Below are 21,642 nucleotides of genomic sequence, written 5' to 3' on the forward strand. Positions count from 1 at the left end.
ACAAACCCTTGATATACAAGGGTTTGTTGGTATGATTCCGACTGGGCTCGAACCAGCGACCTCTACCCTGTCAAGGTAGCGCTCTCCCAGCTGAGCTACGGAATCATGGTATGTAACACTGGGTATTTGTTTTGCTGACAAGTTCTATTATATGCAGATTAGATGGATTCGTCAACAGTTTTTCGATTATTTTTTTAGAACTGGGAAAGAGTCTTGCAGTACGCCGTGCGTTATGAAAATATTGTCTTATATAGAAGTCAAAAGGGAGCAGGAATTGGATGGATCTGATACTTAAAAGTGTTGATAGTATTTTAATCGTATTTTTAGCAATCTTTTTTATGTGGAAATTCGTTTATGAAATTAAACATGAGAAGCGGAAGGCTGTTATTTTGCTTTTGCTGCTCATCAATGTCTACTTTATTGTAAAAGTGTTCAATCTAGTGTTGCAATTGATGTAGCCAATATAAAAATGCAGTCAAGGAGACCAAAACCAATGAAAACAGAAAAGCAAAAAATGCTGGACGGAGAGCTTTATCATGCTTCTGATCCGGTGCTGTGCCATGACAGACTCAGGGCGCGCAAAATTACGAATGAGTTCAACAATTCGAACGGAATCGACGACAATAAAAGGACCAAGCTGATTAAAGAGCTGTTTGGTTCAACAGGGGAAACGCTCCACATCGAACCGGTGTTTCGCTGTGATTACGGCTTTAATATACATGTCGGGGAAAATTTCTTCGCCAATTTTGACTGTGTTTTCCTCGATGTATGCGAAATCAGGATAGGCGATCATTGTATGCTCGGACCGGGCGTTCATATTTATACGGCGACCCATCCGCTCGATCCGTCCGAAAGGATAAGCGGTGCGGAGTACGGGATACCTGTCATCATCGGACGGAACGTCTGGATTGGCGGCAGCGCGGTCATCAATCCCGGCGTCAAGGTCGGCGACAATGCAGTGATAGCTTCCGGAGCCGTCGTGACAAAAGATGTGCCGGACAATGCCATCGTCGGCGGAAATCCGGCGAAAATCATCAAATACGTTGATAGCAAAAACACCAATTCGATGTGATTGGTGTTTTTATTTTAGACTGGAGATATAAAATATCCGCGGAAGCCGTTTCCTCCCGCGGATTTAAGTGCTAGCGGGTGACCGTAATATTGTTGATGACCAGCTGTCCCAATGAATTGAGATACGAAAATGTCGCTTTGCCTGGGCTGACGGCTTTTACGTACACGCGGTCCGAGGTGATGCTGACGGTAATGGCGCTGCCGCTGTAGGAGACGTTCGAAATGCCGACGTATTGATCTTCCTGTCCGACTTTCATCGGCCTGTTGATAACGATCGCCTGAGGGGCGATGACAGATACGTGAGAAGAGAGACTTTCAGTTTTAGAGAGTTCCTGGGCTTGTACATGCATGGGACTTCCCGAAACAGCAAGCATACCCGCCAGTAATGATGAAGCAACTAAACTTTTACCAAACCACTTCATAACCATCATCTCTTTTCCTATGTGATAGTTCCAGGATATGGTATGATCAGCCGGCAGTCAAACGTTTCCAGTGATGATTCACACATTGGACAAACGAAAACAAACATTTCGTGAAGCGGCAGGAAGAACGGATCATCATCCCGAAGCCGTTCTTTTGTTCAAAGCGTTAATAAAGGTTTTCACATTTTTTTTGTCCTGCATGACGGGCGAATATATATATGAAAGCGTCCTGTTAAAGGTTTGATTTTTCAGCCGGAGCACGGAAAGGTTTCCATGCTGCACGTCTCTTTCAATGACGCTTTTAGACAAAAGAGACAGTCCGATGCCTGTCATGAGCGTTTCTTTGATCCCCTGGTTGCTGCTGATCGTCAGAAACGACTTCACTTTCAAACCGTTTGAACGGATGACATGGTTTAAGTATTCGCGTGTACCTGAGCCGACTTCGCGCGTTACCCACGTTTGATTTTGCAGATCGGCCATTGTCACGTCTTGTTTGGCGGCAAGCGGGTGATCACTTGAAGCGGTGATAAACAATTCGTCCTGCATAAAGGCGTGTACAGAAAGCTCTTTTTCATTTGTCTGTCCCTCAATCAAGCCGATGTCCACTTTGTACAGGCGGACGGACTGCACGATTTCTTCCGTGTTTCCAATGACGGCCTTGAGTTCGAGCTCAGGATAGTCTTTTTGAAGGTCGAACAAGAGCGATGGCAAAATGTATTCGCCGATTGTGAAGCTTGCGCCGATTTTCAGCTCCCCTTTGATCGAGTTGTGGTGATCGAGAATGTCCTGCCGCGTTTGTTCATAGATGGTGATCATTTGTTTGGCGCGATCGTATAAAATTTCACCGGTCGGCGTGATTTTCAAATATTTCGGAGAGCGTTCAAATAATTTCGTCTGGAACTCTTTTTCAAGATTTTTTATGTGCATGCTCACGCTCGGCTGAGACATGAGAAGAAGCTCGGCCGTTTTTGTGAAATTTTTGACTTCTGCAAGGGTAACGAATGTCTTCAGCGCATCATAATGCACACGAATCTCTCCTTTATTAAAAATCTTAATAGCTGTGATAATTAATATATATTTTACTAATGTTGAGTATTCCAGTAAACTTTAAATTAGAATCTTTTTTAGGAATGTTTGGTTTGAAGCAGGCTGACGCCGAGCGGCAAAGGGGACGTGGTGAGTGAGCGCTTACAATATTTCTTTGCAGCAAAGCCGTGATCGACAGATGTTTTGCGTCAATAAAACCGATTTGATTTATAGGAATAGTGGATATACGATGAAAGTAATCCTTTTCCGTTTCAAACAAGTCATAATTTTTTTATTCCTTAGTGAGGTGGATATCGTTGCAACTTCAGGTAATGAACAGTCCTTTTAATCAGGAGCAGGCAGAGCTCCTCAACCGCCTTCTGCCAACTTTGACGGCATCACAAAAAGCCTGGCTGAGCGGTTATCTGGCGGCTGTGCAAACCGCCGATGCAGCGGCGGCGCTTGAAACATTGCCGGCGGAAGTTCCGGCTGTAAGTCCGGCCCAGCCTGTTTCCAAAGAAGTGACCATTTTATTCGGGTCGCAGACAGGAAATGCACAGGGACTTGCTGAAAACACGGCTAAGACGCTTACAGAACGGGGCTTTCAAGTCACCGTCTCTGCAATGAGCGATTTTAAGCCGAACCAGTTGAAAAAATTAAAAAACCTTCTCATCGTCGTCAGCACGCATGGAGAAGGGGATCCGCCGGACAACGCGCTGTCATTCCATGAATTTCTCCATGGCAGACGGGCTCCGAAGCTCGATGATCTCCGTTATTCTGTGCTGGCTCTTGGCGACACGTCGTATGAATTTTTCTGCCAGACCGGAAAAGAGTTCGATCAGCGGCTTGGTGAGCTGGGGGGCACAAGGCTCCATCCGCGCGTCGATTGCGATCTCGATTATGATGAGCCGGCTGCAGCATGGCTTGACGGCGTCATCTCAAGCTTAAACGAAGGACAGGAACAGGGCGCAAGCTCAGCACCTGCTCAAATGGCAGCACCGCAAGCCGCAGGAGGAGAAACGGTATATTCGAGAAAAAATCCGTTCAGAGCGGAAGTGCTGGAAAATTTGAATTTAAACGGCCGCGGATCAAATAAAGAAACGCGCCACCTTGAATTATCGCTCGAAGGCTCAGGCTTGACTTATGAACCTGGCGATGCGCTCGGCATTTTTCCGGAAAATGACCCGGAACTCGTCGACATGCTGCTGGCCGAGCTGAAATGGGATCCGAATGTTACCATCACTGTTGATCAAGGGGAAAACCTTTCCCTGAAAGAAGCGTTGACTTCTTACTTTGAAATTACGGTGCTGACAAAAAAATTCATTCAACAGGCGGCAGAACTCATTGAACATGAAAAGCTGCGCGAGCTTGCCGCTCAGGAAAACGCGGATCAATTAAAAGCGTACATCGCAGGGCGCGACCTGATTGATTTTGTTCAGGATTTCGGTCCGATTGCAGCAGCTCCGCAGGAATTTGTTTCGATTCTTCGAAAAATTCCGCCGCGTCTTTATTCGATCGCATCGAGCTTCGCTGCAAATCCGGATGAGGTGCATTTGACGATCGGCGCTGTCCGCTACAATACGCACGGCAGAGACCGAAAAGGGGTCTGCTCGGTTTTATGTGCTGAACGCCTTCAGCCTGGCGACACGCTGCCTGTTTTTATTCAGCCGAATAAAAGCTTTAAGCTGCCGGAAAATCCGGAGGCTCCGATAATCATGGTCGGACCGGGCACAGGTGTTGCGCCGTTTAGGTCATTTATGCAGGAGCGCGAAGAAACAGGAGCATCGGGGAAATCGTGGATGTTCTTCGGGGATCAGCATTTCGTCACCGATTTCTTATATCAGACAGAATGGCAAAAGTGGCTGAGTGACGGCGTGCTGACAAAAATGGATGTCGCGTTCTCGCGGGATACGGAAGAAAAAGTGTATGTACAGCACCGCATGCTTGAGCACAGCAAAGAACTGTTTGAGTGGCTTGAAGAAGGAGCGGCTTTCTACGTTTGCGGCGACAAGAACAACATGGCCAAAGATGTTCAGAACGCATTGCTTGAAATTATCGAAAAAGAAGGCGGCAAAAGCCGCGAGGAAGCTGAAGCCTATCTGGCAGAAATGAAAAAGCAAAAACGTTATCAGCGCGATGTATACTGATTTTGATTGAAAGGGGACTTTTTCAACATGGGGAACGAAATATTAAAAGCGCCTGAAGGCCCGCCGAGCGATGTAGAACGCATTAAGAAAGAAAGCAACTATTTGCGCGGCACCCTGAAGGAATCGATGCTCGAGCCGCTTTCAGCCGGAATTTCCGATGACGACAACCGTCTGATGAAGCATCACGGCAGCTATTTGCAGGATGACCGCGATCTTCGCAATGAGCGTCAAAAGCAAAAGCTTGAGCCGGCGTATCAGTTCATGCTGCGCGTCCGGATGCCGGGCGGTGTCGCAACGCCTGAGCAGTGGCTTGTCATGGATGAGCTTGCCAGGAAATACGGAAACGGCACATTGAAGCTGACAACCCGGGAAACCTTCCAAATGCACGGGATTTTAAAATGGAACATGAAAAAAACGATTCAGTCGATTCATTCAGCCATGCTGGATACGATTGCAGCATGCGGCGATGTTAACCGGAACGTCATGTGCGTTTCCAATCCGTATCAATCAGAAATCCATAGAGAAGTGTATGAATGGTCGAAAAAGTTGAGTGATGACCTCCTGCCGCGCACACGTGCGTATCATGAAATCTGGCTTGATGAAGAAAAAGTGGCCGGCACGCCTGATGCGGAAGAAGTCGAACCGATGTACGGACCGCTGTATCTGCCGCGGAAATTCAAAATCGGCATCGCCGTTCCGCCGTCAAATGATATCGACGTATTTTCCCAGGATCTTGGGTTTATCGCGATTGTGGAGGATGACAAGCTCATCGGCTTCAACGTCGCGATCGGCGGCGGCATGGGCATGACCCACGGGGACAAAGCAACGTATCCGCAGCTTGCCAAAGTCATTGGCTTCTGCAAGCCTGAACAGTTATACGATGTCGCCGAAAAAACGATTACGATCCAGCGGGACTACGGAAACCGCTCGGTTCGCAAAAATGCCCGCTTCAAGTACACAATTGACCGCCTCGGCTTGGAAACGGTTAAAAACGAGCTGGAAAACCGCCTCGGCTGGAGCCTTGCTGAAGCAAAGCCGTATCATTTCGAGCATAACGGCGACCGCTACGGCTGGGTAAAGGGTGTAAAAGGAAGATGGCACTTTACAATGTTTATTGAGGGCGGCCGTGTCACTGATTATGATGATTATAAGCTGATGACCGGCTTAAGGGAGATCGCCAAAGTTCATACCGGCGATATCCGCCTCACAGCCAATCAAAACTTGATCATTGCCAATGTCACAAGCCAAAAGAAGAAAAAGATCAGCGAACTGATCGAACAGTTTCGTTTGACTGACGGCAGGCATTATACAGCGCTCCGCCGCAGCTCGATCGCATGTGTCGCACTGCCGACGTGCGGATTGGCGATGGCCGAAGCGGAACGATATTTGCCAAAGCTGATTGACAAAATTGATGAAATCATTGAAGAAAACGGCTTGAAGAATGAAGAGATTACCATTCGCATGACAGGATGCCCGAACGGCTGCGCCCGCCATGCGCTCGGCGAAATCGGCTTCATCGGAAAAGCCCCTGGCAAGTACAACATGTACCTCGGCGCCGCTTTTGACGGCAGCCGTCTGAGCAAAATGTACCGGGAAAACATCGGTGAAGAAGAAATTTTAAAAGAACTTCGCGACATTCTTCCGCGCTATGCGAAAGAACGCCATGAAGGAGAACATTTCGGAGATTTCGTCATCCGCGCCGGAATTGTTAAAGAAACGACGGACGGAACGAATTTCCATGATTGATGGTCATTTTAAAAAAACGCCTCTGCCCTTTGATTGGTGCTGAGGCGTTTTTCTGTTTACGAAAATGACCGGGCCGTTTCCGATTCGATGATCATTTTCATAAACTCGGCAGCCGCAGGTGTTGCTTCTGCAAATGAAGGTGTAATCATGCCGACCTCGCGGATAATTTGAGGAGAGATGTCTTTTTTGATCAACCGATGGGATACGGAGGAAAGCGAAAAGCTTGATATCAAGCCGATTCCCAAATTGTTATGAACCATATTGACCAATGTTTCCGCGTTTTGCACAGTCAGATTTTCTTTTAATTCGAGGCGGTGTTTTTGAAAGATTTGAGATACCGCAATTTCGTGCCCGCCCTTGCAAAAGATCAATTCATTTTGATGTTTTTTCAGATCAATGAATGGTGCGTCTTTTAAGTGATGATATTGCTCAGGGATGACGGCCGCCATCCGGTCTTGAAACAATACTTGACTTTCGAAACCGTCAAAGGGAGAGGCGACGATGCCTAAATCAACCAGGCGTGTTTCGACCCATTGCTTGATTTGGTCGGAGGTTCCCTCGATCAGTTCGATTTGTACGAGCGGATACTTTGACCTGAAGGAGGCGATAGCCTGCGGCAAAATATTCGTAGAGACGGCGGGGAACGAGCCGACTTTGACTTTCCCCCTGAGCAGATGATTTTCTTGATCGGCCACCTGGTATATTTTGTTTTCAATCACGATCATCTGTCTGGCCAGTACGACGATTTCCTTTCCCGCGTCAGTAAGCTTTAACTTGTTTTGTTTATCCCGAATCAACAATTTGACCCCGAGCGACGTTTCCATCGTTTTTATGGCTTTGCTCACGGCCGGCTGTGAAATATACAGCTCGTTGGCGGCTTCTGTCATATTTAGTGTCTCCGCGACTTTCACAAAGATGTGAAGGCTGTTCATGTTCATAACCAAATGGTTATACCTCCAATAATAAAAATGTATTTCAGTTATAAGTCAATATAGCATAGACTGTACATGAAACAAAGAAGAAAGGTGACGGTTTATGTTTAAAGTACTTTTGGGGATCATCTCTGTAACGCTTATTTGGGGGTATACCTGGGTGACGATGAAAATCGCAATCACTGACATTCCCCCTGTTTTATTTTCGGCACTGCGGCTGTTCATTGGAGCCGTTCCTTTGTTTGCGATTCTCTTGATCAAAGGAAGGAAGCGTTCAATAGGAAAGGAGAATATCAAGCATTATCTGGTGATGAGTTTGTTGATGGGTTTAGGTTATATGGGGGTGTTAACTTACGGCATGCAGTTTGTCGATTCGGGAAAAACGTCTGTTTTGGTGTACACCATGCCGATTTTTGTCACTGTCATCAGTCATTTTAAATTAAACGAGAAAATCAATGTGTATAAAATGCTCGGTTTATTTTCCGGTTTGCTCGGTCTTTTATTTATATTAGGGGGAGGGATTCTGAATGTTGATCAAAATGTCATATTTGGCGAGCTTTGTGTTTTAATCGCAGCGCTCAGCTGGGGCATCGCCAATGTTTACAGCAAACTGAAATTTAAGGATACAGATATGATTCATATGAATGCATGGCAGCTTCTCACAGGGGCGGTGATGTTATTGATCTTCTCTTTTATACTGGAACCGTCCCGGCCGATTCACTGGTCAAATGAAGCGATCTTGTCTCTTTTATTTAACGGTTTATTCTCTACGGCTTTGACGTTCGTCATTTGGTTTTGGATCCTGAATCAAATCGAAGCGACAAAAGCATCGATGGCTTTAATGTTTGTTCCCGTATTAGGCCTTTTATTCGGCTGGCTGCAGCTGCATGAACCGGTCACAATCAGCATCCTGATCGGCGCCTTCATGATCTGCATCGGGATTTTTATGAATACTTATCAATTTAAAAAGGTGTAAAAATAGGCAGAGGGTCTATATGGTATGATGTAACGGGAGGGAAATTTTATGAAAATCGAACACATCGCTATATGGACGAACAATTTGGAGGAAATGAAAGATTTTTATACCCGGTTTTTTCACGGAAAGGCGAATGAAAAATACGTCAACCCGAAAAAGCATTTCGAATCCTATTTCATTCAGTTTGAATCGGGAACACGGCTTGAGCTGATGAGACGTCCCGACCTTGCAAAAGGAGAGGAAAACGCTTCCGGCTATGCGCATATGGCGTTTTCCTTAGGGTCGCGGCAAGAGGTTGACGAGATGACGAGCCGTTTTGAAAAGGAAGGATACCAGGTTGCCGGAAAGCCGCGCGTCACAGGTGACGGGTATTATGAAAGCGTCATCCTGGATCCTGACGGCAACATCGTTGAGCTGACCGTTTGACGGAAAAAAGCTAATGTCCGTTTTTAGACATTAGCTTTTTTCGTTTAGATGGCAGCATCGAGCTGATTGATTTTCCATTTGTTGTCTTCTTTCACAAACGTGATCTTTCTTTTCGCAGTCACTGATCCATCCAATGCCGGTACGGAAAATTCATAGGTGCGGGTATTGTTTTTTTGAGAAATCAGTTTGATTTTTGCCTTGTCCCATCCTAAGAGGTTGTCCCCATCGCCGACAGGAACGGCCATTTTTCCTTTATAAGACACAATGTTGTATTTTTCAAATCCTTTTTTAATGGCGTCTTTTGTGAAAATCGGCGCCAAGTAATCTGTTAATTTTGCTTTTGTGCTGAATTCACTGCACATATACGTATATGGAAGACCGCGGTATTCAAATGTTTTGGTTTGGCAAGTTGAGTTTTTCGCTTTTGGATTGTGGCCGCTCATCGTATTCCAAAAGTGCTCACGTGCCTGCAAAGTCATTTGCATGACTTGTTTATTTGTTAAATTCCCTGATGTTTGGTTTTTCGCTGCGAGAGATGCTCCGGCAGGTAAGATGAGTAAAACAGCTAATAAACAAACGATTAACTTTTTCATGTTCCTCTCTCCTTAAATATATCTCTTATGTTACAAATGTTACAATAATTACAGATAGATTACAAGGGGTTTGCGAGAAAAATTTTCCTCCGCTGTTTTCTTATATATGACGACATAAAAGCGACTGGGGTTATGTGTTCAGGAAAATAATTTGCGTCTATTGATTCCTTTTCCCGAATTTCTCTTCCCATAAACACAGAAGCTTCATGTTGAAAAAACATCTTATACTGAAAAAGAATTCCAGCTTGAACCAGCGTCAAAAGCAGGAAAGAGGACGTCTGAAACATTAAGGAATAATGTTGTTAAAAATCAGAATTTTATATAAAATCAAACTTCACCAGTAAAAAAACTGTAACGAAATTCGCATCAATCTGTCATAGCGGTGACATTTTGCTGTGTTACGATTTTCCCTGTTAGTTTCAAAAGGGCTAACAAGGGAGGATTTAACTTATGAAGAAGACAATCATGTCCTTGGCTGCAGCCGCAGCTATGTCGGCGACTGCATTCGGAGCGACTGCCTCAGCAAAAGAAATCGAAGTTCAAAAAGGAGACACGCTCTGGGGGATTTCTCAAAACTACGGAATGAACCTCAAGGACTTAAAAAAATGGAATCAGCTTTCATCAGATCTGATTTTACCGGGTCAAAAGCTGAACATTTCTTCTCAAGAAGAAAAATCTGAAGAAAAGCAGTACACCGTTCAGCCAGGGGACACGCTCTCAAAAATTGCAAAAGAGTTCGGTGTGACTGTAAGCGATCTTCAAAAACGGAACAATCTGAAGTCAGACCTGATTATTGCAGGGCAAACGATTGCGATAAACGGAGAAGCAGGAGAGGCTGCAGCAGCAGCAGCGCCTGTGAAACAAGAGTCTGCGCAAAAACAAAACGATCAGCCTGTCAACGTGCAAAAGGAAATCACAGTGACAGCAACTGCGTATACGGCAAATGACGGAGGCATTTCAGGCATCACAAAAACAGGAGTCGACCTGAATGCGAACCGTGACGCAAAAGTCATCGCGGTTGATCCAAGCGTGATTCCGCTCGGTACGAAAGTATATGTGGAAGGCTATGGCGAAGCGACGGCTGAAGACACCGGAGGCGCCATTAAAGGCCATAAAATAGACGTATTTATTCCAGATAAAAAAGACGCTTTCAATTGGGGTGTCAAAACCGTAAAGGTCAAAATTTTAAACTAATATCAAAAAATGCAGGAGGCGTTTCATGCCTCCTGCATTTTTTTGATGGATCGATGTTTATGCTGGATGATGTTCCCCGCGACTGCTTTTCACAAAAACCGAAATCACAAGAGCAGCTGCTGCAAAGACGATGGCTACGAAATAAACCATATGAACGCCTTCTGTCATGCCTTGCATGTGCAGCTCCTGACGGCTGGCTCCTGAAGAATGCGCGATAAAGCGATTCGAAACGGTCGTCAGAATTGTCGTGTACAATGCCGGACCGATGGCCCCTGACACTTGATTGACCGTATTCATAATCGCCGAGCCATGCGGGTACAGCGGTTTTGGCACCTGGTTTAAACCGAGCGTCATGATCGGAGCCATCGTCAACCCGACGCCGAGTGTGAAGCCGGCGTACAGCATCATTCCGGCCGTCATCGGCGTATCGCTTGAAATATTCGTAAACAGCGAAAGGACGGCAATCACAATGATCAATCCGGTGATCAGCAGCGGTTTAAAGCCAAGCTTATCAAACAGGCGTCCTGCAACAAGGGATGTCATCGCCAGGACAAGGCCGCCCGGCAGCATAAGAATGCCCGTATAAAGCGGTGACAGCTCAAGCGCCATCTGGAAGTAAAGCGGCAAAATCAGCATCATCGAAAACTGCAGCATCATCACGATCCACATCAGGATAACCGAGACGGAAAATATTTTTGACTGAAACGGCCTCATATCAAGCATCGGCACTTTCAATTTGAGCTGGCGCATGACGAACAATATTAATCCGATGACACCGGCCGCCAGTCCGATGATCACTTTCGGACTGCTCCAGCCCGCTGCTTCCCCGGCGTTGCTGAAGCCGAAAACGATTCCGCCAAACCCGGCAGTCGATAAAAGAATTGATAACATGTCAATTTTCGGATACGTCAGTTCGGTTACATTTTTGAGGCGGAACGCCGCATAAAAAATCATGAAGACCGATACTGGCAGCATCATGAAGAAAACAACGCGCCATGAATAATGCTCGACAATATAGCCTGAGATGACCGGACCGATCGCCGGGGCAAATAAAATAACGAGCGTGAGGATTCCGGTCATCGTTCCGCGTTTTTGCGGCGGAATCAAAGTCAATATCACATTCATGACAAGCGGCAATATCAAACCTGTACCTGAGCCCTGGATGATCCGTCCGGCGAGAACGAGCGGGAAGACTGGGGCGATTCCGGCCAGAAAGGTTCCCGCTGTGAATAACGCCATCGCAGACAGAAACAGCTGCCTTGTCGTAAAGCGCTGCATTAAAAACGCGGTAATCGGCACGGCGATGCCGATCATGAGCATATATCCGGTTGACAGCCACTGGGCCGTATTCGCTGAAATGCCGAAATCGTCGATGATTTTCGGCAAAGCCACATTCATGACCGTCTCATTAATCAAAGCGAGAAAATTTCCTATGATTAAAATGGCGATAATCATGAAGGAGCCTTTTTTAGCATGTTCCATTTGCATTTCCCACCCTTTATGATCGTTTTAGCAAAAAAGGAATTTGTTCGGCGGCTGCACTGAGGGGCCTGCCGTTTTTTTTCGTCACTGAGAGCACATAAGCACCCTCAATCATCGCTTGTATCGCGACGCTCAGCGTCTCGGCCGTTTCCGGCGCATAGCCTGACTGGAGCAGTTTATCCTGATAGACAAGCTGCCAGTCTTGATAAACCTGTTCACACGTTTGGCGGAGCTTCTCACTGAACGACCACGTTTCTGCGGCGACGGATACGATCGGAATATCGTCGTTTTCTTCGATGATGTATTCCTCGATTCCGTCAGCCATCATCTGAATATAAGATTGAAACGCCTTGACAGGATCAGCTTCACGGCTGATCGCTGACAATATATAAGCTTTGATTCTTTCCCCGGTTAATTGAATCGCCTCTTGCGCCAGCTCTTCTTTGCCGCCGGGAAAATAATAATAAAGCGATCCCCGCGGCGCTCCGCTTTCGGCTGTGATTTGGCTTAGACCTGTGGCATGGTAGCCTTGTTTGCGGAACAATCGTGAAGCCGCCCGCAATATTTTGTCGCGGCTGCTCATTTTTTCTGCCATTCTATCATTCCCCTATGGTTTTATACTGATCGGTCTATATAATTTTAACGAAAAAAAAGACCTTTTTTGAAGGCCTATTTTAGAAAGAGGACGATTTGTCCATATTCGGTTCACGGGAATCCGCTGAAGGCTTCAGAAAGCCGGCAAGCAGCGGCGCCACAGCGATCACTGCCAAGATCGACAAAAGGCTGTCAGGTATGAGGTGAACAAAAGTGGAATTGATGGTATAGAGTGCGAGCACTGTTAAATAAACGGCCAAAAAAACATAGCCGAACATTTTCCTTCGGAACGGTCTTTTGCGTTGAATCAAAAGAAACAATCCGGCCATTAAAATGATAAACGCCACAGTTCTATTCTCCCTTCGCCGGAATGTTTCTCAATCTTCGTATGTTCGGTTTCTTTCTTTGTTGTCTTCAAATGCCAGCTGAATGACGAATAAAAACAGACAGGCGATAATTTCGACATCCAGCGGGATGGTGATGCTGTCCATTAATTCATCAGCAAGATGGATGGCAAGCCACGTAAAAAAACATTCGATCATAAAGGTCACGGCTTTATGCCCGATCATAAAGCTCAAAATTTTTTCCGGGATTTCAAACAGCGCGCCGAGGCCAAAGGATAAAAGGATATACCAGAAGAGCGACCAGGGCGATTCGTATGTCACGCCGAAAATCGCGAAAAAACCGGCGACGCCGAAATAATAAGACCCGAATAAGAGCGTAAACACAGTGAGGATCAACAGAAAGATCATAGTCACTGCGAACATGGTACCGAGAGTTTTTTTAATCATTAAACATTCATTCCTAATCATGCAGTGTATATTCATGATATCAGAAAAATATCCGGTTGTGAGTTATAAATGAGATTTGGGGGTTAAAGTTTGTGTGGATGGGGGGAGTGAAGAGAGCGTTCTGAAAAATTCCTAATAGGTTTTTCGAGACCTAATTAATCACCATATATTATATTTGGAGCGTTTTCATAAGGGCTGCAATCTAGAGGATAGGATCCCAAATAAAAAAGGCTGCCAGCCGGCAACCTCACTTTGTTAATCATATTTCGTATTTGCTTGTTCTAAAACCGATGTGTTTACCGAAGAATCATTTTCGTGCCTTATGTGATTTTCGATTTTGGTTCAATTGCTTTAATCTTTTAAATCTCATAAAGAGATTTTCATTTTCATAGAGGCAACATATTTACAACCGCCGCGACTCCCGGTACACTACATAAAAACAGGACAGGCAGGTGCAAAAAATCAAAAGATGAAGCAGGCTTTAACTGACCAATACGGCAGCTTTACAGAGATGGCAGAAAACGAAATAGAAGGAACCGATTATTCGGTGGCTGCGCGGGATGCAGGGAGCGCACTGCTTGTGATGGCTCCCCACGGGGGCGGGATCGAGCCGGGCATCAGTGAAATTGTCAGGGCTTTTGCAGAGGGTTCATCGGTTTATTTATTGGAAGGATTGAAAAAGCGCGGCAATAAGAGTCTTCATGTGACAAGCGCCCATTTTGACTGCCCGCTTGCCGTGCGAATGGCTGCAGGACATCGATACATACTGGCGCTCCACGGATATGACGAGCCTTTCCGCCGGCATACGCTCATCGGGGGGACAGATCGAAGGCGCGCCTTGATGTTTGCGGAGACATTGGAGAGGCACGGATTTTCTGCGGAGCTGGCGGCTGAAAGGGGCTATCTTTCAGGTACAAACCCTGCAAGCATCAACAATCGCTGCCAAACGGGGTTAAGCGTGCAATTTGAAATCAGCACCGCCCAGCGGAAGGCGATGTTTGAGAACTTCACATTAAAGGGCAGGCGAACGTCCCAAAATGAGGTGTTTATCCGCTATGTCAAAGCTTTGAAGGAAGGAGCCCGCATCGCGTATGGGACGAGTGCAGCCGGCAGCTGAGCCGGCTGTTTTTTATTTTCTCAGCATATACGCCGGCCGGCTTTCTGCCGCGACTATTTTGCCGAGGCCGTTTGCCGCTGCATACGGGCGGCGGGTTTCCCGGCGGTAGCGTGCAAGTTCGTCTTCTTCTTTAAGGCGAGCAGCATTCGCTGTTTCGCTCTCTTGGGAAAGGCCCGCCATCCACGCCTCATGAAACTGGATCCCGGCTTGCCGTTTTTCAAAGAGCTCGATCCGTTTGACAGCGAACGATTCCGTGACTTTAAAGAGGTCGGCGATCATTTTAGCGGCTTGGCATCGCAGCTGGGGAAAATCCATTTTTAAAAGCATAAAAGTAGGGACGCAAAAATGGTACATAAATTGATTGGCCTGGAATTCCTGCAGCTCCCTGAACATCTGATTCATATAAAGCTGGTTTCCCGCGTGCTTTAATACGTGGCACAGCTCATGGGCAAAATCCTCCCACTGCTTTTCCTTTGAAAGGCTGCTGTTGAGAATGATGCTGTACATGCCGTCATGCTTAATCATCATGCTGTTGACATTTTCATAGTGAATCCAAATGTTAAAATGAGCGGCTATGCGATTCATATCAATGTGGTGGGGTTCAAAAAAACCAAACTTTTGATACATATTTTTGACGTATTCTTCTAGGTGAGATAAGTAAAACTTCAATACGAGACACCCTTTCGAACAAATGTTCTGTTTTTAGCGGGAAAGAAAAGCCCGTCAAAGGGGCTGTCATGTTTTCATGCAGATCTATCATATACGATGAGCAGCCTCTTTAGCAAATCTTTCCCTTTTTTATCGTCTTAACTATTAAATCGGCGCTCATCAGGTAATGTTTAATAAAAATTCCTTTTTTATCCGTTTTGTTTATCTCCGGGCTTCCGTTTCTTCTCTTTTTCTTTTAAGTATTGAATAAATTCGATGGCCTGCTGTCTGCTTTCGGGGGAAAATTCCTGCATGTCGCGGTATGCAATTTGCAGATCCGGATCTGCGATTTCGTCTTCAATGGGCTTTTTCTTTTCCGTTCCTGTCAGCAGATAGTCTATCGTTACTTTATAGTAATCGGCGAGTTTTTTTAATGTTTCATAGTCCGGCTCGCTTCTTCCGTTTTCGTAATGGGAGTAGCGGGCCCGCGATACACCGATCTGCTTTGCCACTTCTTCCTGTGTCCGTTTTCCTCTCAGGCTCTTCAGTCTGCCGCCTAACATAGAATGACCTCTCTTCCTCAATTCGGCATGTTTATCTCTATTATAGATACAAAATGTATCGAAATAAACATATGATAAAAAAAGTATCAAAAAAGTGTTGATGATAAGAAGTGTATCATATATAATCAAATCATCAGATACGGATTGTATCGAAAACAGGGAGGGAGAACATGTGCGAAAACGGTTAATTGAAGAGCGTTCTAAGAAGGGATGGTCCCAAAAGCAAGTGTCGGAAAGACTTGGACTCTCTGAGATTTATGTTCGCAAAATCGAAAGGGGAACACGCAATCCCGGCAGAGAAACGATGCTGAAATTCGAAATGCTTTACTCAGTGCCTGATCGATTGCTGTTTCCCGATCTTTTTCAGGTCTGTGTTGATACATATGGTATCGATCAAACTCTGTATGAAAGAAGGCGATGTCATGAATCTTGAACATCCGATGGTCACACACATTCGAACGCACGGCTATCCAAAGGAAGCCGACAGAGAGCAAATGCGAAGACACGGCGGACCCGCCGGATATCCACAAGGAGGCAGCATGGGTAAAATTGTGATTTCCTACAGCTCAGACCGGTTTGATCAATGGCGGCTCGGCAAAGCGGGGGGATTCATCGCTTTTACGAAAGACGGCAAGCCTGTTTTCCAATTCGATCATAAAGGCCAATATGAACGGTACCTCTGGCTGAACCGCAAAAGGCAGAAGGAAGGGGGAAGATGAATGTCCCGTCCGCTCGATCAAAGCTATCCCTTTTCGGTTTACTCAGGGCTTTTAACACCTGTGCACTACGAGAAAATAGGCAATGCCATTTGGCTGTTTTTATGGTGCATCAGTTCAACAACAAAGGAAATCGAGCGCGATGGGATGACATGGGGCATCGTGCTCGGCAACAAGCCGCTGAAAGCCGCAGAACTGGCTCTTCAATTCGGCGTCAACGAAAAAACGATTAGAAGGTGGCTCGCTCTTCTTGAACGAAACGGCTATATTGCAGTCACAAGAGCGCCTTACGGAATGATTTTGTCAGTCAGACATTCAAAGAAATTTGCCTATGCCAGCCATGTCCGATCAGGCAGTTCTGTTCGGACAGAAGAGACTGGCCGTGCGGACATCCTTGTCCAATCAATTAAAGATATCACACAAATCAACACAAAACATAATATGAGTTCCATAAAAACAATAGCAGACCGATTTGCCGCCCTCCGGTCTTTGCAGGAAGGCAGGCCTGTCCATCTCTCGTCAAAAGACTACAAGGCCATCGCCCGGATTGTCGCCCGCGGAGTGTCTCTTCCGCAAACAATCAAATGGCTTGAACAATGCTTTGAAGAGTATGAGGCGCGGCGCCGAAGCCGCCATGAAACGATCAAGGTCTTCAGCTACTGTGAAAAATATATGATCGGCCGGCTGGCTGAAACGGAAGGGAAAACAACTGTCAGGAGGGAGAACAATGCCCAAAAGAACAATCGAAGAGATCATGGACGAACTGAGAAACAGGAGCCGTCTATCACAGGGGGACAAACCGGAAGAATCCGCCGCAAAACGGTATGACTGTCCGAAGTGCAAAGATGAACTCGGCTTTATCGAACGCCGCGGCACGATGGAAGTATGGGTATCATGCGCCTGCCGCGAATGGCGGAAAGCGCAAAAGCTGTTGAAATCGAGCGAAATCACCGAACAATTTAAAAACTTAAATTTTGCTCAGTTCAAGACGAAAGGAAAGCACCAATCTGTAAAAGAGGCGTATGAATGCGCCGTTGAATATGTACAAGCTTACCGGGACATTCGGGAAAGCCGCAAAAACAGCATCGCGCTCTTGGGACGACCCGGTTCAGGGAAGACTCATTTGCTGACGGCCGCCGCCAATGAGCTGATGAGGAAGCTCTTCGTACCCGTTCTTTATTTTCCGTTTGTCGAAGGATTCAATGATTTAAAACAGGATTTCTCATTGCTTGAGGATAAGCTGAACCGGATGAAGCAAGTCGAGGTGCTGTTTCTCGATGACCTGTTTAAACCGGTGGGAGGCAGGCCGCGGGCGACAGAATGGCAGATCGAACAGACATATGCCGTCGTCAATTACCGTTATTTGAACCATAAGCCGATCATGCTGTCCAGCGAGCTAAGCGTTGAAGAAATTGTCAGCATAGACGAAGCGCTCGGAACGAGGCTGGTTGAAATGTGCCAGGACTTTCTCGTCATCGTGAACGGGAGCTCTTTCGGCATCAATCATAGACTGGAGGGGATGGTTTGATGTGCCCGCTATGTAACGGGAGAAAATCAGTCCATCAGGACGCAAGGATCGGAACGATGTTCCGCGCTTGTCCAAACTGCCGCGCCGAAAGCGGTGATTTGACGGATGTGATCAAACATCTGGAAGCGCTGATTGCAAAAATGAAAACAAGGGTGAAACAAGGTGCTTAAATGTTTAAAAGCGATGATTCTCATCATCTGGACAGCGGCAAAAAGAGACGCACAAATGAAACGATGGCACGAAGAAGACGGAAAGTGAGGAAGACAAACGTGAAGAACGAAAGTGCGACGTACAGCCCGTCACCATGGCGCGTCGTCAGAACAAATAGCGACCTGTACATTTACTCAGCTTACAACAAAGCCGAAAAGAAACGGTTTCCTTATTCCAGCGGGCGGGTGATTGCCAAAGTCGCCGACTACAGCGCATATTCCAAGGAAAAAAATGCCCGCTTAATCGCCGCGGCTCCCGAACTTTTGACCGCAGCGAAGCTCACGCTTGCCTATTTGAAGCGAAAACGGCCTGCTTCCAGTGATTCAGTTGAGAATCAATTGATGAATATTTTAGAAAAAGTCGTCGCAAAAGCGGAATTTGAAGAGGAGGAAAAAAGATGAACCATCCGGCAAAGTTAACAAATATCAACGATACGACGCTTGCAAGCCGCCTTAAAAAAGGAAAGGTGACGGTAATCGTTCTTGACGGAATGAACGGCACAGCATGGCAGGCCGAGGCGCCTGAACACGGCAAAACTGTCATTGAAACGAGAAAGGGAGACCTCGCAAGGGTCGAGTTTGAAATCGGCTATAAGCTATAGCTCTACAACTTGAATATTAGTCCAAGACGGAAAGCCTGCGGACGCTGATCAGATGCACATCTTACTGTGCGGCTGATTGGTGTCCTTTTTTATTTCAAAAAACGGAGGTACACAAAATGGAAGATTTGCTTTTCGAATATAAAAGAGCGCTGAAAAACACGAAAAAGCTGTATCGGGCCTATCAGGATGAACAAGGGCTGACTGCTGAACAATTAAAAGATAAAAACTGATCAAAAACATGATGACCGATTTGGAATATGTGATCGACTGGCTTGAAAACGGAAGGGAGCCGGGAATCAGACGGGCGATTGACAGGCGAGACGCTTATAAACGGATGCTGCTGAAAGATCCGCTGATCATCGACACGTTCTCAGAACAGATTTCATTTGAACCGGCTCAAGAAGTGTCAGCGTACGATAAAGCCCGGATTGAAACCGCGCTGTCTGCCCTTACGGCACGCGAAAAAGAAATCTTCATTTTACATAAGGTCGAACAGTTTTCCTATGAGCGGATTGCCGCCATGCTCGGCATCAAAAAGTCTACTGTTCAAACCAATGTGAAACGAGCGCAGCTGAAAATCACAAAACAAATCGAAAAGCCTCTCGATTGTATGGCATAACGATATATCTGTCTTTTGTCATACGTTTGCCACCTATAAGTGAAAAGAGAAAAATATATAACTAAGCATCCTGTTCATAAAGGAAGATTCATATAGCGATGAAATATTACTGTTTCCGAGAATGAGAGGCGGTGAAGATGAACAATGCCAAGGAAAAGGGATCCAAAAAGGGATGAAGCTTTTCGTCTCTATCAACAATACGGGGGAAACATTACGAATCTCGCAATCGCAAGAGAACTCGGCGTTTCGAATAAAAAAGTCAGCGTTTGGAAAATCCGCGACCGCTGGAAAGAGGCTGTAAACGGGGATGATACGAGCCGAGGAAAAGCAGACATCCGCAATGAAGGGCTGAATGAACGGCAGCGGCTGTTTTGCATCTATTATGTGAAAAGCTTCAATGCCACCCAAGCAGCGGTAAAAGCGGGCTATTCCCCGGCCAGCGCTCATGTGACAGGCTGCCGGCTTCTGAAAAACGAAAAGGTGGCCGATGAAATCAGGCGGATCAAAAAAGAAATGGTAGGGGAGATATTCGTCGAGGCGATGGATGTTCTCCAAGTCTATGTAAAAATCGCGTTTGCCGATATCACCGATTATGTGACTTTCGGCAAAAAAGAGGTACAGGCTGTCGGAAAGTCCGGACCGCTGTTTGATGAAGAAAACAATCCGGTTATGAAAGAGATCAGCTTTGTCGATGTGAAACATTCCGACCTCGTCGATGGCACAGTTATCACAGAAGCGAAACTCGGGAAAGAAGGAATCGCAATCAAGCTGGCCGATAAAATGAAGGCGCTCGAGAAGCTCTCGCAGTATTTCGACCTTTTCCCTGATTCATTTAAGCGGAAAATTGAAAATGAGAAGCTGAAGCTCTCCAGACAAAAAGCCGACAAAGATGCGGAATCAGGATCCGTTGAAGTGGTCATCACCCGAAAAGGTGATTCGGCTTGATCATGAAAGAAGTCAATCCGCATTTTGAAGATTATTTGTTTAACTGGGATCAGACGTTTCAATTTCTTGTCGGCGGATACGGTTCGTCGAAAAGCTATCATACTGCTTTAAAAGTTGTATTAAAGCTGCTGCAGGAAAAGCGCACCGCTCTTGTTGTAAGGGAAGTGTTTGAAACACACAGGGATTCGACTTTTTCTTTATTCGCTACCATTATCGATGAGCTGGGTGTTCAAAAGGCGGCCGAGGCGGTTTCTTCACCGATGCACATCAGGTTTGCAAACGGCAGCCGGATTATTTTTAAAGGGATGGACAACCCGGCGAAATTGAAATCCGTCAACAACATCTCGCTGATTTGGATCGAAGAATGTTCGGAAGTGAAGTATGAAGGCTTCAAGGAACTGATCGGCCGGCTGAGGCATCCTGATCACAGGCTGTATATGATGTTGACGACAAACCCCGTCAGCCAGTCAAACTGGACGTACAGACACTTTTTCAAGGACGAGCGGAACAAGCGGTTTATTTTGGATGATGAGGTTTTGTATGAAAAGCGGGTCGCTGTCGTCGGTGATACGTTTTACCACCATTCCACAGCTGATGACAACCTGTTTTTGCCGAAAAGCTACCTCAAACAGCTTGATGATATGAAAGCATATGACCCTGACCTGTACCGGATTGCCAGAAAAGGACGGTTCGGGGTAAACGGCACCAGGGTTTTGCCGCAATTTGAAGTGATGGAGCATGAGGAGGTCATGAGGCGGATCTCCGCCATTTCCAACCCGCTGAAGAGAACCGGAATGGACTTCGGATTTGAGGAATCATACAATGCCGTCGTCCGGGCGGCCGTCGATCCCGACAAAAAATATCTCTATATTTATTGGGAGTACTACAAAAATAAAATGACAGACGACAAGACGGCTGAAGAGCTTAACGAATTCGCGGTTACGAAGGAGCTGATCAAAGCCGATCCGGCCGAGCCGAAAAGCATTCAGTTTTTCAGGCAGAATGGTTTCAACATGACCGCAGCCCGCAAGTTCCAAGGCTCGCGCCTGCAATATACGAAAAAAATCAAGCGGTTTAAAAAAATATTCTGTTCTGACCGATGTGCCAATACGATCTACGAATTGCAGCCGCTGACCTATGCGACGGATCAAGACGGCAATCTGAAAGAGGATCAGTTTACAATTGATCCGCACACGCTTTCCGCGCTATGGTACGCGCTTGATGATTATGAAGTCACCGATTTGAAGGCTGAGCCGGAAGCGAGAAAACGTCCGAACAGGAAAAGGGGGAGATAG

27 protein-coding genes, 1 tRNA gene and 1 pseudogene are annotated in these 21,642 nt (G+C 46.2%); 18 read left to right on the plus strand and 11 right to left on the minus strand.

The annotated features are described in order from the left end of the window. Window positions 1-32: 32 nt before the first annotated feature. Window positions 33-105, minus strand: a tRNA-Val gene (locus MHI30_RS06710). Window positions 106-278: 173 nt separating this feature from the next. On the opposite strand from MHI30_RS06710, the gene MHI30_RS06715 reads away from it, so the two are divergent. Next, the gene (locus MHI30_RS06715) at window positions 279-458 is read left to right on the plus strand and encodes a hypothetical protein (protein WP_011197793.1); all 180 of its coding nucleotides are present in this window, start codon (window positions 279-281) and stop codon (window positions 456-458) included. Window positions 459-493: 35 nt separating this feature from the next. After that, a complete protein-coding gene (locus MHI30_RS06720) occupies window positions 494-1,072 on the plus strand; it encodes a maltose acetyltransferase domain-containing protein (RefSeq protein WP_075753326.1) in 579 nt (192 codons plus the stop codon). Between the two features lie 70 nt (window positions 1,073-1,142). Here MHI30_RS06720 and MHI30_RS06725 read toward each other — a convergent pair whose 3' ends face one another. Together MHI30_RS06725 and MHI30_RS06730 are read right to left on the minus strand one after the other, a co-directional pair. After that, window positions 1,143-1,493: a hypothetical protein gene (locus tag MHI30_RS06725; protein ID WP_237562664.1), complete on the minus strand. Its 351-nt coding sequence runs from the start codon at window positions 1,491-1,493 to the stop codon at window positions 1,143-1,145. A 135-nt stretch (window positions 1,494-1,628) separates the two neighbouring features. Continuing rightward, window positions 1,629-2,519 (minus strand): LysR family transcriptional regulator, encoded by an 891-nt coding sequence (locus MHI30_RS06730; protein WP_075753324.1) that lies wholly within the window; start codon window positions 2,517-2,519, stop codon window positions 1,629-1,631. A 317-nt stretch (window positions 2,520-2,836) separates the two neighbouring features. Here MHI30_RS06730 and MHI30_RS06735 point away from each other — a divergent pair, with 317 nt between their 5' ends. Continuing rightward, window positions 2,837-4,666 carry an assimilatory sulfite reductase (NADPH) flavoprotein subunit gene (locus tag MHI30_RS06735; RefSeq protein WP_075753322.1) on the plus strand — a complete coding sequence of 610 codons (1,830 nt, stop codon included), beginning with the start codon at window positions 2,837-2,839 and terminating at the stop codon, window positions 4,664-4,666. 27 nt (window positions 4,667-4,693) lie between these two features. Continuing rightward, window positions 4,694-6,412 carry an assimilatory sulfite reductase (NADPH) hemoprotein subunit gene (gene cysI, locus MHI30_RS06740; protein ID WP_075753320.1) on the plus strand — a complete coding sequence of 573 codons (1,719 nt, stop codon included), beginning with the start codon at window positions 4,694-4,696 and terminating at the stop codon, window positions 6,410-6,412. A gap of 56 nt (window positions 6,413-6,468) precedes the next feature. On the opposite strand, the gene MHI30_RS06745 is transcribed toward cysI, so the two are convergent. Then, window positions 6,469-7,356, minus strand: coding sequence for a LysR family transcriptional regulator (locus tag MHI30_RS06745; protein WP_075753318.1), 888 nt, complete (start codon window positions 7,354-7,356; stop codon window positions 6,469-6,471). Window positions 7,357-7,447: 91 nt separating this feature from the next. Between MHI30_RS06745 and MHI30_RS06750 the strand changes: the two genes are divergently transcribed. Both MHI30_RS06750 and MHI30_RS06755 read left to right on the plus strand, forming a co-directional pair. Continuing rightward, window positions 7,448-8,320, plus strand: a complete 873-nt coding sequence (locus tag MHI30_RS06750; RefSeq protein ID WP_075753316.1) for a DMT family transporter — start codon at window positions 7,448-7,450, stop codon at window positions 8,318-8,320. A 48-nt stretch (window positions 8,321-8,368) separates the two neighbouring features. Next, a complete protein-coding gene (locus MHI30_RS06755) occupies window positions 8,369-8,746 on the plus strand; it encodes a VOC family protein (protein ID WP_023856701.1) in 378 nt (125 codons plus the stop codon). 44 nt (window positions 8,747-8,790) lie between these two features. Here the strand turns inward: MHI30_RS06755 and MHI30_RS06760 are convergent, their stop codons facing one another. Further along, window positions 8,791-9,339, minus strand: coding sequence for an IseA DL-endopeptidase inhibitor family protein (locus MHI30_RS06760; RefSeq protein WP_075753314.1), 549 nt, complete (start codon window positions 9,337-9,339; stop codon window positions 8,791-8,793). Between the two features lie 450 nt (window positions 9,340-9,789). Between MHI30_RS06760 and MHI30_RS06765 the strand changes: the two genes are divergently transcribed. After that, window positions 9,790-10,533 (plus strand): 3D domain-containing protein, encoded by a 744-nt coding sequence (locus MHI30_RS06765; protein WP_075753310.1) that lies wholly within the window; start codon window positions 9,790-9,792, stop codon window positions 10,531-10,533. A 57-nt stretch (window positions 10,534-10,590) separates the two neighbouring features. On the opposite strand, the gene MHI30_RS06770 is transcribed toward MHI30_RS06765, so the two are convergent. The 4 genes from MHI30_RS06770 to MHI30_RS06785 all read right to left on the minus strand — a co-directional run bounded on the left by MHI30_RS06770 (window position 10,591) and on the right by MHI30_RS06785 (window position 13,400). After that, entirely contained in the window at window positions 10,591-12,015 is a 1,425-nt protein-coding gene (locus tag MHI30_RS06770; RefSeq protein ID WP_075753308.1) for a DHA2 family efflux MFS transporter permease subunit, read from the minus strand. Window positions 12,016-12,031: 16 nt separating this feature from the next. Continuing rightward, window positions 12,032-12,610 carry a TetR/AcrR family transcriptional regulator gene (locus MHI30_RS06775; RefSeq protein ID WP_075753306.1) on the minus strand — a complete coding sequence of 193 codons (579 nt, stop codon included), beginning with the start codon at window positions 12,608-12,610 and terminating at the stop codon, window positions 12,032-12,034. Window positions 12,611-12,689: 79 nt separating this feature from the next. Then, complete coding sequence (locus MHI30_RS06780; protein ID WP_252606688.1) at window positions 12,690-12,956, minus strand: hypothetical protein; 267 nt, start codon at window positions 12,954-12,956, stop codon at window positions 12,690-12,692. Between the two features lie 30 nt (window positions 12,957-12,986). After that, entirely contained in the window at window positions 12,987-13,400 is a 414-nt protein-coding gene (locus MHI30_RS06785; protein ID WP_020451002.1) for a regulatory YrvL family protein, read from the minus strand. Between the two features lie 469 nt (window positions 13,401-13,869). Between MHI30_RS06785 and MHI30_RS06790 the strand changes: the two genes are divergently transcribed. Next, complete coding sequence (locus tag MHI30_RS06790; protein ID WP_075753304.1) at window positions 13,870-14,517, plus strand: poly-gamma-glutamate hydrolase family protein; 648 nt, start codon at window positions 13,870-13,872, stop codon at window positions 14,515-14,517. A gap of 12 nt (window positions 14,518-14,529) precedes the next feature. On the opposite strand, the gene MHI30_RS06795 is transcribed toward MHI30_RS06790, so the two are convergent. Then, on the minus strand, window positions 14,530-15,186 hold the full coding sequence (locus tag MHI30_RS06795) for an ImmA/IrrE family metallo-endopeptidase (RefSeq protein WP_075753302.1): 657 nt from the start codon (window positions 15,184-15,186) through the stop codon (window positions 14,530-14,532). 188 nt (window positions 15,187-15,374) lie between these two features. Continuing rightward, window positions 15,375-15,728: an HTH-type transcriptional regulator Xre gene (gene xre / locus MHI30_RS06800; RefSeq protein ID WP_075753300.1), complete on the minus strand. Its 354-nt coding sequence runs from the start codon at window positions 15,726-15,728 to the stop codon at window positions 15,375-15,377. A gap of 172 nt (window positions 15,729-15,900) precedes the next feature. Between xre and MHI30_RS06805 the strand changes: the two genes are divergently transcribed. The 10 genes and pseudogenes from MHI30_RS06805 (at window position 15,901) to MHI30_RS06850 (ending at window position 21,642) form a co-directional block, all read left to right on the plus strand. After that, window positions 15,901-16,161, plus strand: a complete 261-nt coding sequence (locus MHI30_RS06805) for a helix-turn-helix transcriptional regulator (RefSeq protein ID WP_075753298.1) — start codon at window positions 15,901-15,903, stop codon at window positions 16,159-16,161. Then, a complete protein-coding gene (locus MHI30_RS06810) occupies window positions 16,151-16,447 on the plus strand; it encodes a hypothetical protein (protein WP_075753296.1) in 297 nt (98 codons plus the stop codon). Before MHI30_RS06805 ends, MHI30_RS06810 begins: the two co-directional genes overlap by 11 nt. Next, window positions 16,448-17,272 carry a phage portal protein gene (locus MHI30_RS06815; RefSeq protein ID WP_075753294.1) on the plus strand — a complete coding sequence of 275 codons (825 nt, stop codon included), beginning with the start codon at window positions 16,448-16,450 and terminating at the stop codon, window positions 17,270-17,272. It begins immediately after the preceding gene. Beyond that, on the plus strand, window positions 17,172-17,972 hold the full coding sequence (locus MHI30_RS06820; RefSeq protein WP_075753292.1) for an ATP-binding protein: 801 nt from the start codon (window positions 17,172-17,174) through the stop codon (window positions 17,970-17,972). The genes MHI30_RS06815 and MHI30_RS06820 overlap by 101 nt, the downstream gene beginning before the upstream one ends. Beyond that, window positions 17,972-18,142: a hypothetical protein gene (locus tag MHI30_RS06825; protein WP_165583463.1), complete on the plus strand. Its 171-nt coding sequence runs from the start codon at window positions 17,972-17,974 to the stop codon at window positions 18,140-18,142. The genes MHI30_RS06820 and MHI30_RS06825 overlap by 1 nt, the downstream gene beginning before the upstream one ends. Window positions 18,143-18,241: 99 nt before the next feature. Next, window positions 18,242-18,583: a hypothetical protein gene (locus MHI30_RS06830; RefSeq protein WP_048350221.1), complete on the plus strand. Its 342-nt coding sequence runs from the start codon at window positions 18,242-18,244 to the stop codon at window positions 18,581-18,583. Next, window positions 18,580-18,783, plus strand: coding sequence for an XtrA/YqaO family protein (locus MHI30_RS06835; RefSeq protein WP_048350211.1), 204 nt, complete (start codon window positions 18,580-18,582; stop codon window positions 18,781-18,783). The genes MHI30_RS06830 and MHI30_RS06835 overlap by 4 nt, the downstream gene beginning before the upstream one ends. Window positions 18,784-18,899: 116 nt before the next feature. Continuing rightward, a pseudogene (locus tag MHI30_RS06840) lies at window positions 18,900-19,402 on the plus strand (sigma-70 family RNA polymerase sigma factor). A gap of 144 nt (window positions 19,403-19,546) precedes the next feature. Beyond that, on the plus strand, window positions 19,547-20,347 hold the full coding sequence (locus tag MHI30_RS06845) for a terminase small subunit (RefSeq protein WP_075753290.1): 801 nt from the start codon (window positions 19,547-19,549) through the stop codon (window positions 20,345-20,347). Next, on the plus strand, window positions 20,344-21,642 hold the full coding sequence (locus MHI30_RS06850; protein WP_048350214.1) for a PBSX family phage terminase large subunit: 1,299 nt from the start codon (window positions 20,344-20,346) through the stop codon (window positions 21,640-21,642). Before MHI30_RS06845 ends, MHI30_RS06850 begins: the two co-directional genes overlap by 4 nt.

The sequence above is a fragment of the Bacillus sp. FSL L8-0528 genome (genome assembly GCF_038593085.1).
Classification (GTDB): domain Bacteria; phylum Bacillota; class Bacilli; order Bacillales; family Bacillaceae; genus Bacillus; species Bacillus paralicheniformis.

Excerpts from the sequence above, each read along its gene's own strand:
- MHI30_RS06715 (WP_011197793.1), top strand. The coding sequence starts at position 279 with ATGGATCTGATACTTAAAAGTGTTGATAGTATTTTAATCGTATTTTTA.
- MHI30_RS06720 (WP_075753326.1), top strand. The coding sequence starts at position 494 with ATGAAAACAGAAAAGCAAAAAATGCTGGACGGAGAGCTTTATCATGCT.
- MHI30_RS06725 (WP_237562664.1), bottom strand. The coding sequence starts at position 1,493 with ATGAAGTGGTTTGGTAAAAGTTTAGTTGCTTCATCATTACTGGCGGGT.
- cysI (WP_075753320.1), top strand. The coding sequence starts at position 4,694 with ATGGGGAACGAAATATTAAAAGCGCCTGAAGGCCCGCCGAGCGATGTA.
- MHI30_RS06750 (WP_075753316.1), top strand. The coding sequence starts at position 7,448 with ATGTTTAAAGTACTTTTGGGGATCATCTCTGTAACGCTTATTTGGGGG.
- MHI30_RS06755 (WP_023856701.1), top strand. The coding sequence starts at position 8,369 with ATGAAAATCGAACACATCGCTATATGGACGAACAATTTGGAGGAAATG.
- MHI30_RS06760 (WP_075753314.1), bottom strand. The coding sequence starts at position 9,339 with ATGAAAAAGTTAATCGTTTGTTTATTAGCTGTTTTACTCATCTTACCT.
- MHI30_RS06765 (WP_075753310.1), top strand. The coding sequence starts at position 9,790 with ATGAAGAAGACAATCATGTCCTTGGCTGCAGCCGCAGCTATGTCGGCG.
- MHI30_RS06770 (WP_075753308.1), bottom strand. The coding sequence starts at position 12,015 with ATGGAACATGCTAAAAAAGGCTCCTTCATGATTATCGCCATTTTAATC.
- MHI30_RS06775 (WP_075753306.1), bottom strand. The coding sequence starts at position 12,610 with ATGGCAGAAAAAATGAGCAGCCGCGACAAAATATTGCGGGCGGCTTCA.
- MHI30_RS06785 (WP_020451002.1), bottom strand. The coding sequence starts at position 13,400 with ATGATTAAAAAAACTCTCGGTACCATGTTCGCAGTGACTATGATCTTT.
- MHI30_RS06790 (WP_075753304.1), top strand. The coding sequence starts at position 13,870 with ATGAAGCAGGCTTTAACTGACCAATACGGCAGCTTTACAGAGATGGCA.
- xre (WP_075753300.1), bottom strand. The coding sequence starts at position 15,728 with ATGTTAGGCGGCAGACTGAAGAGCCTGAGAGGAAAACGGACACAGGAA.
- MHI30_RS06810 (WP_075753296.1), top strand. The coding sequence starts at position 16,151 with ATGAATCTTGAACATCCGATGGTCACACACATTCGAACGCACGGCTAT.
- MHI30_RS06815 (WP_075753294.1), top strand. The coding sequence starts at position 16,448 with ATGTCCCGTCCGCTCGATCAAAGCTATCCCTTTTCGGTTTACTCAGGG.
- MHI30_RS06820 (WP_075753292.1), top strand. The coding sequence starts at position 17,172 with ATGCCCAAAAGAACAATCGAAGAGATCATGGACGAACTGAGAAACAGG.
- MHI30_RS06825 (WP_165583463.1), top strand. The coding sequence starts at position 17,972 with ATGTGCCCGCTATGTAACGGGAGAAAATCAGTCCATCAGGACGCAAGG.
- MHI30_RS06835 (WP_048350211.1), top strand. The coding sequence starts at position 18,580 with ATGAACCATCCGGCAAAGTTAACAAATATCAACGATACGACGCTTGCA.
- MHI30_RS06845 (WP_075753290.1), top strand. The coding sequence starts at position 19,547 with ATGCCAAGGAAAAGGGATCCAAAAAGGGATGAAGCTTTTCGTCTCTAT.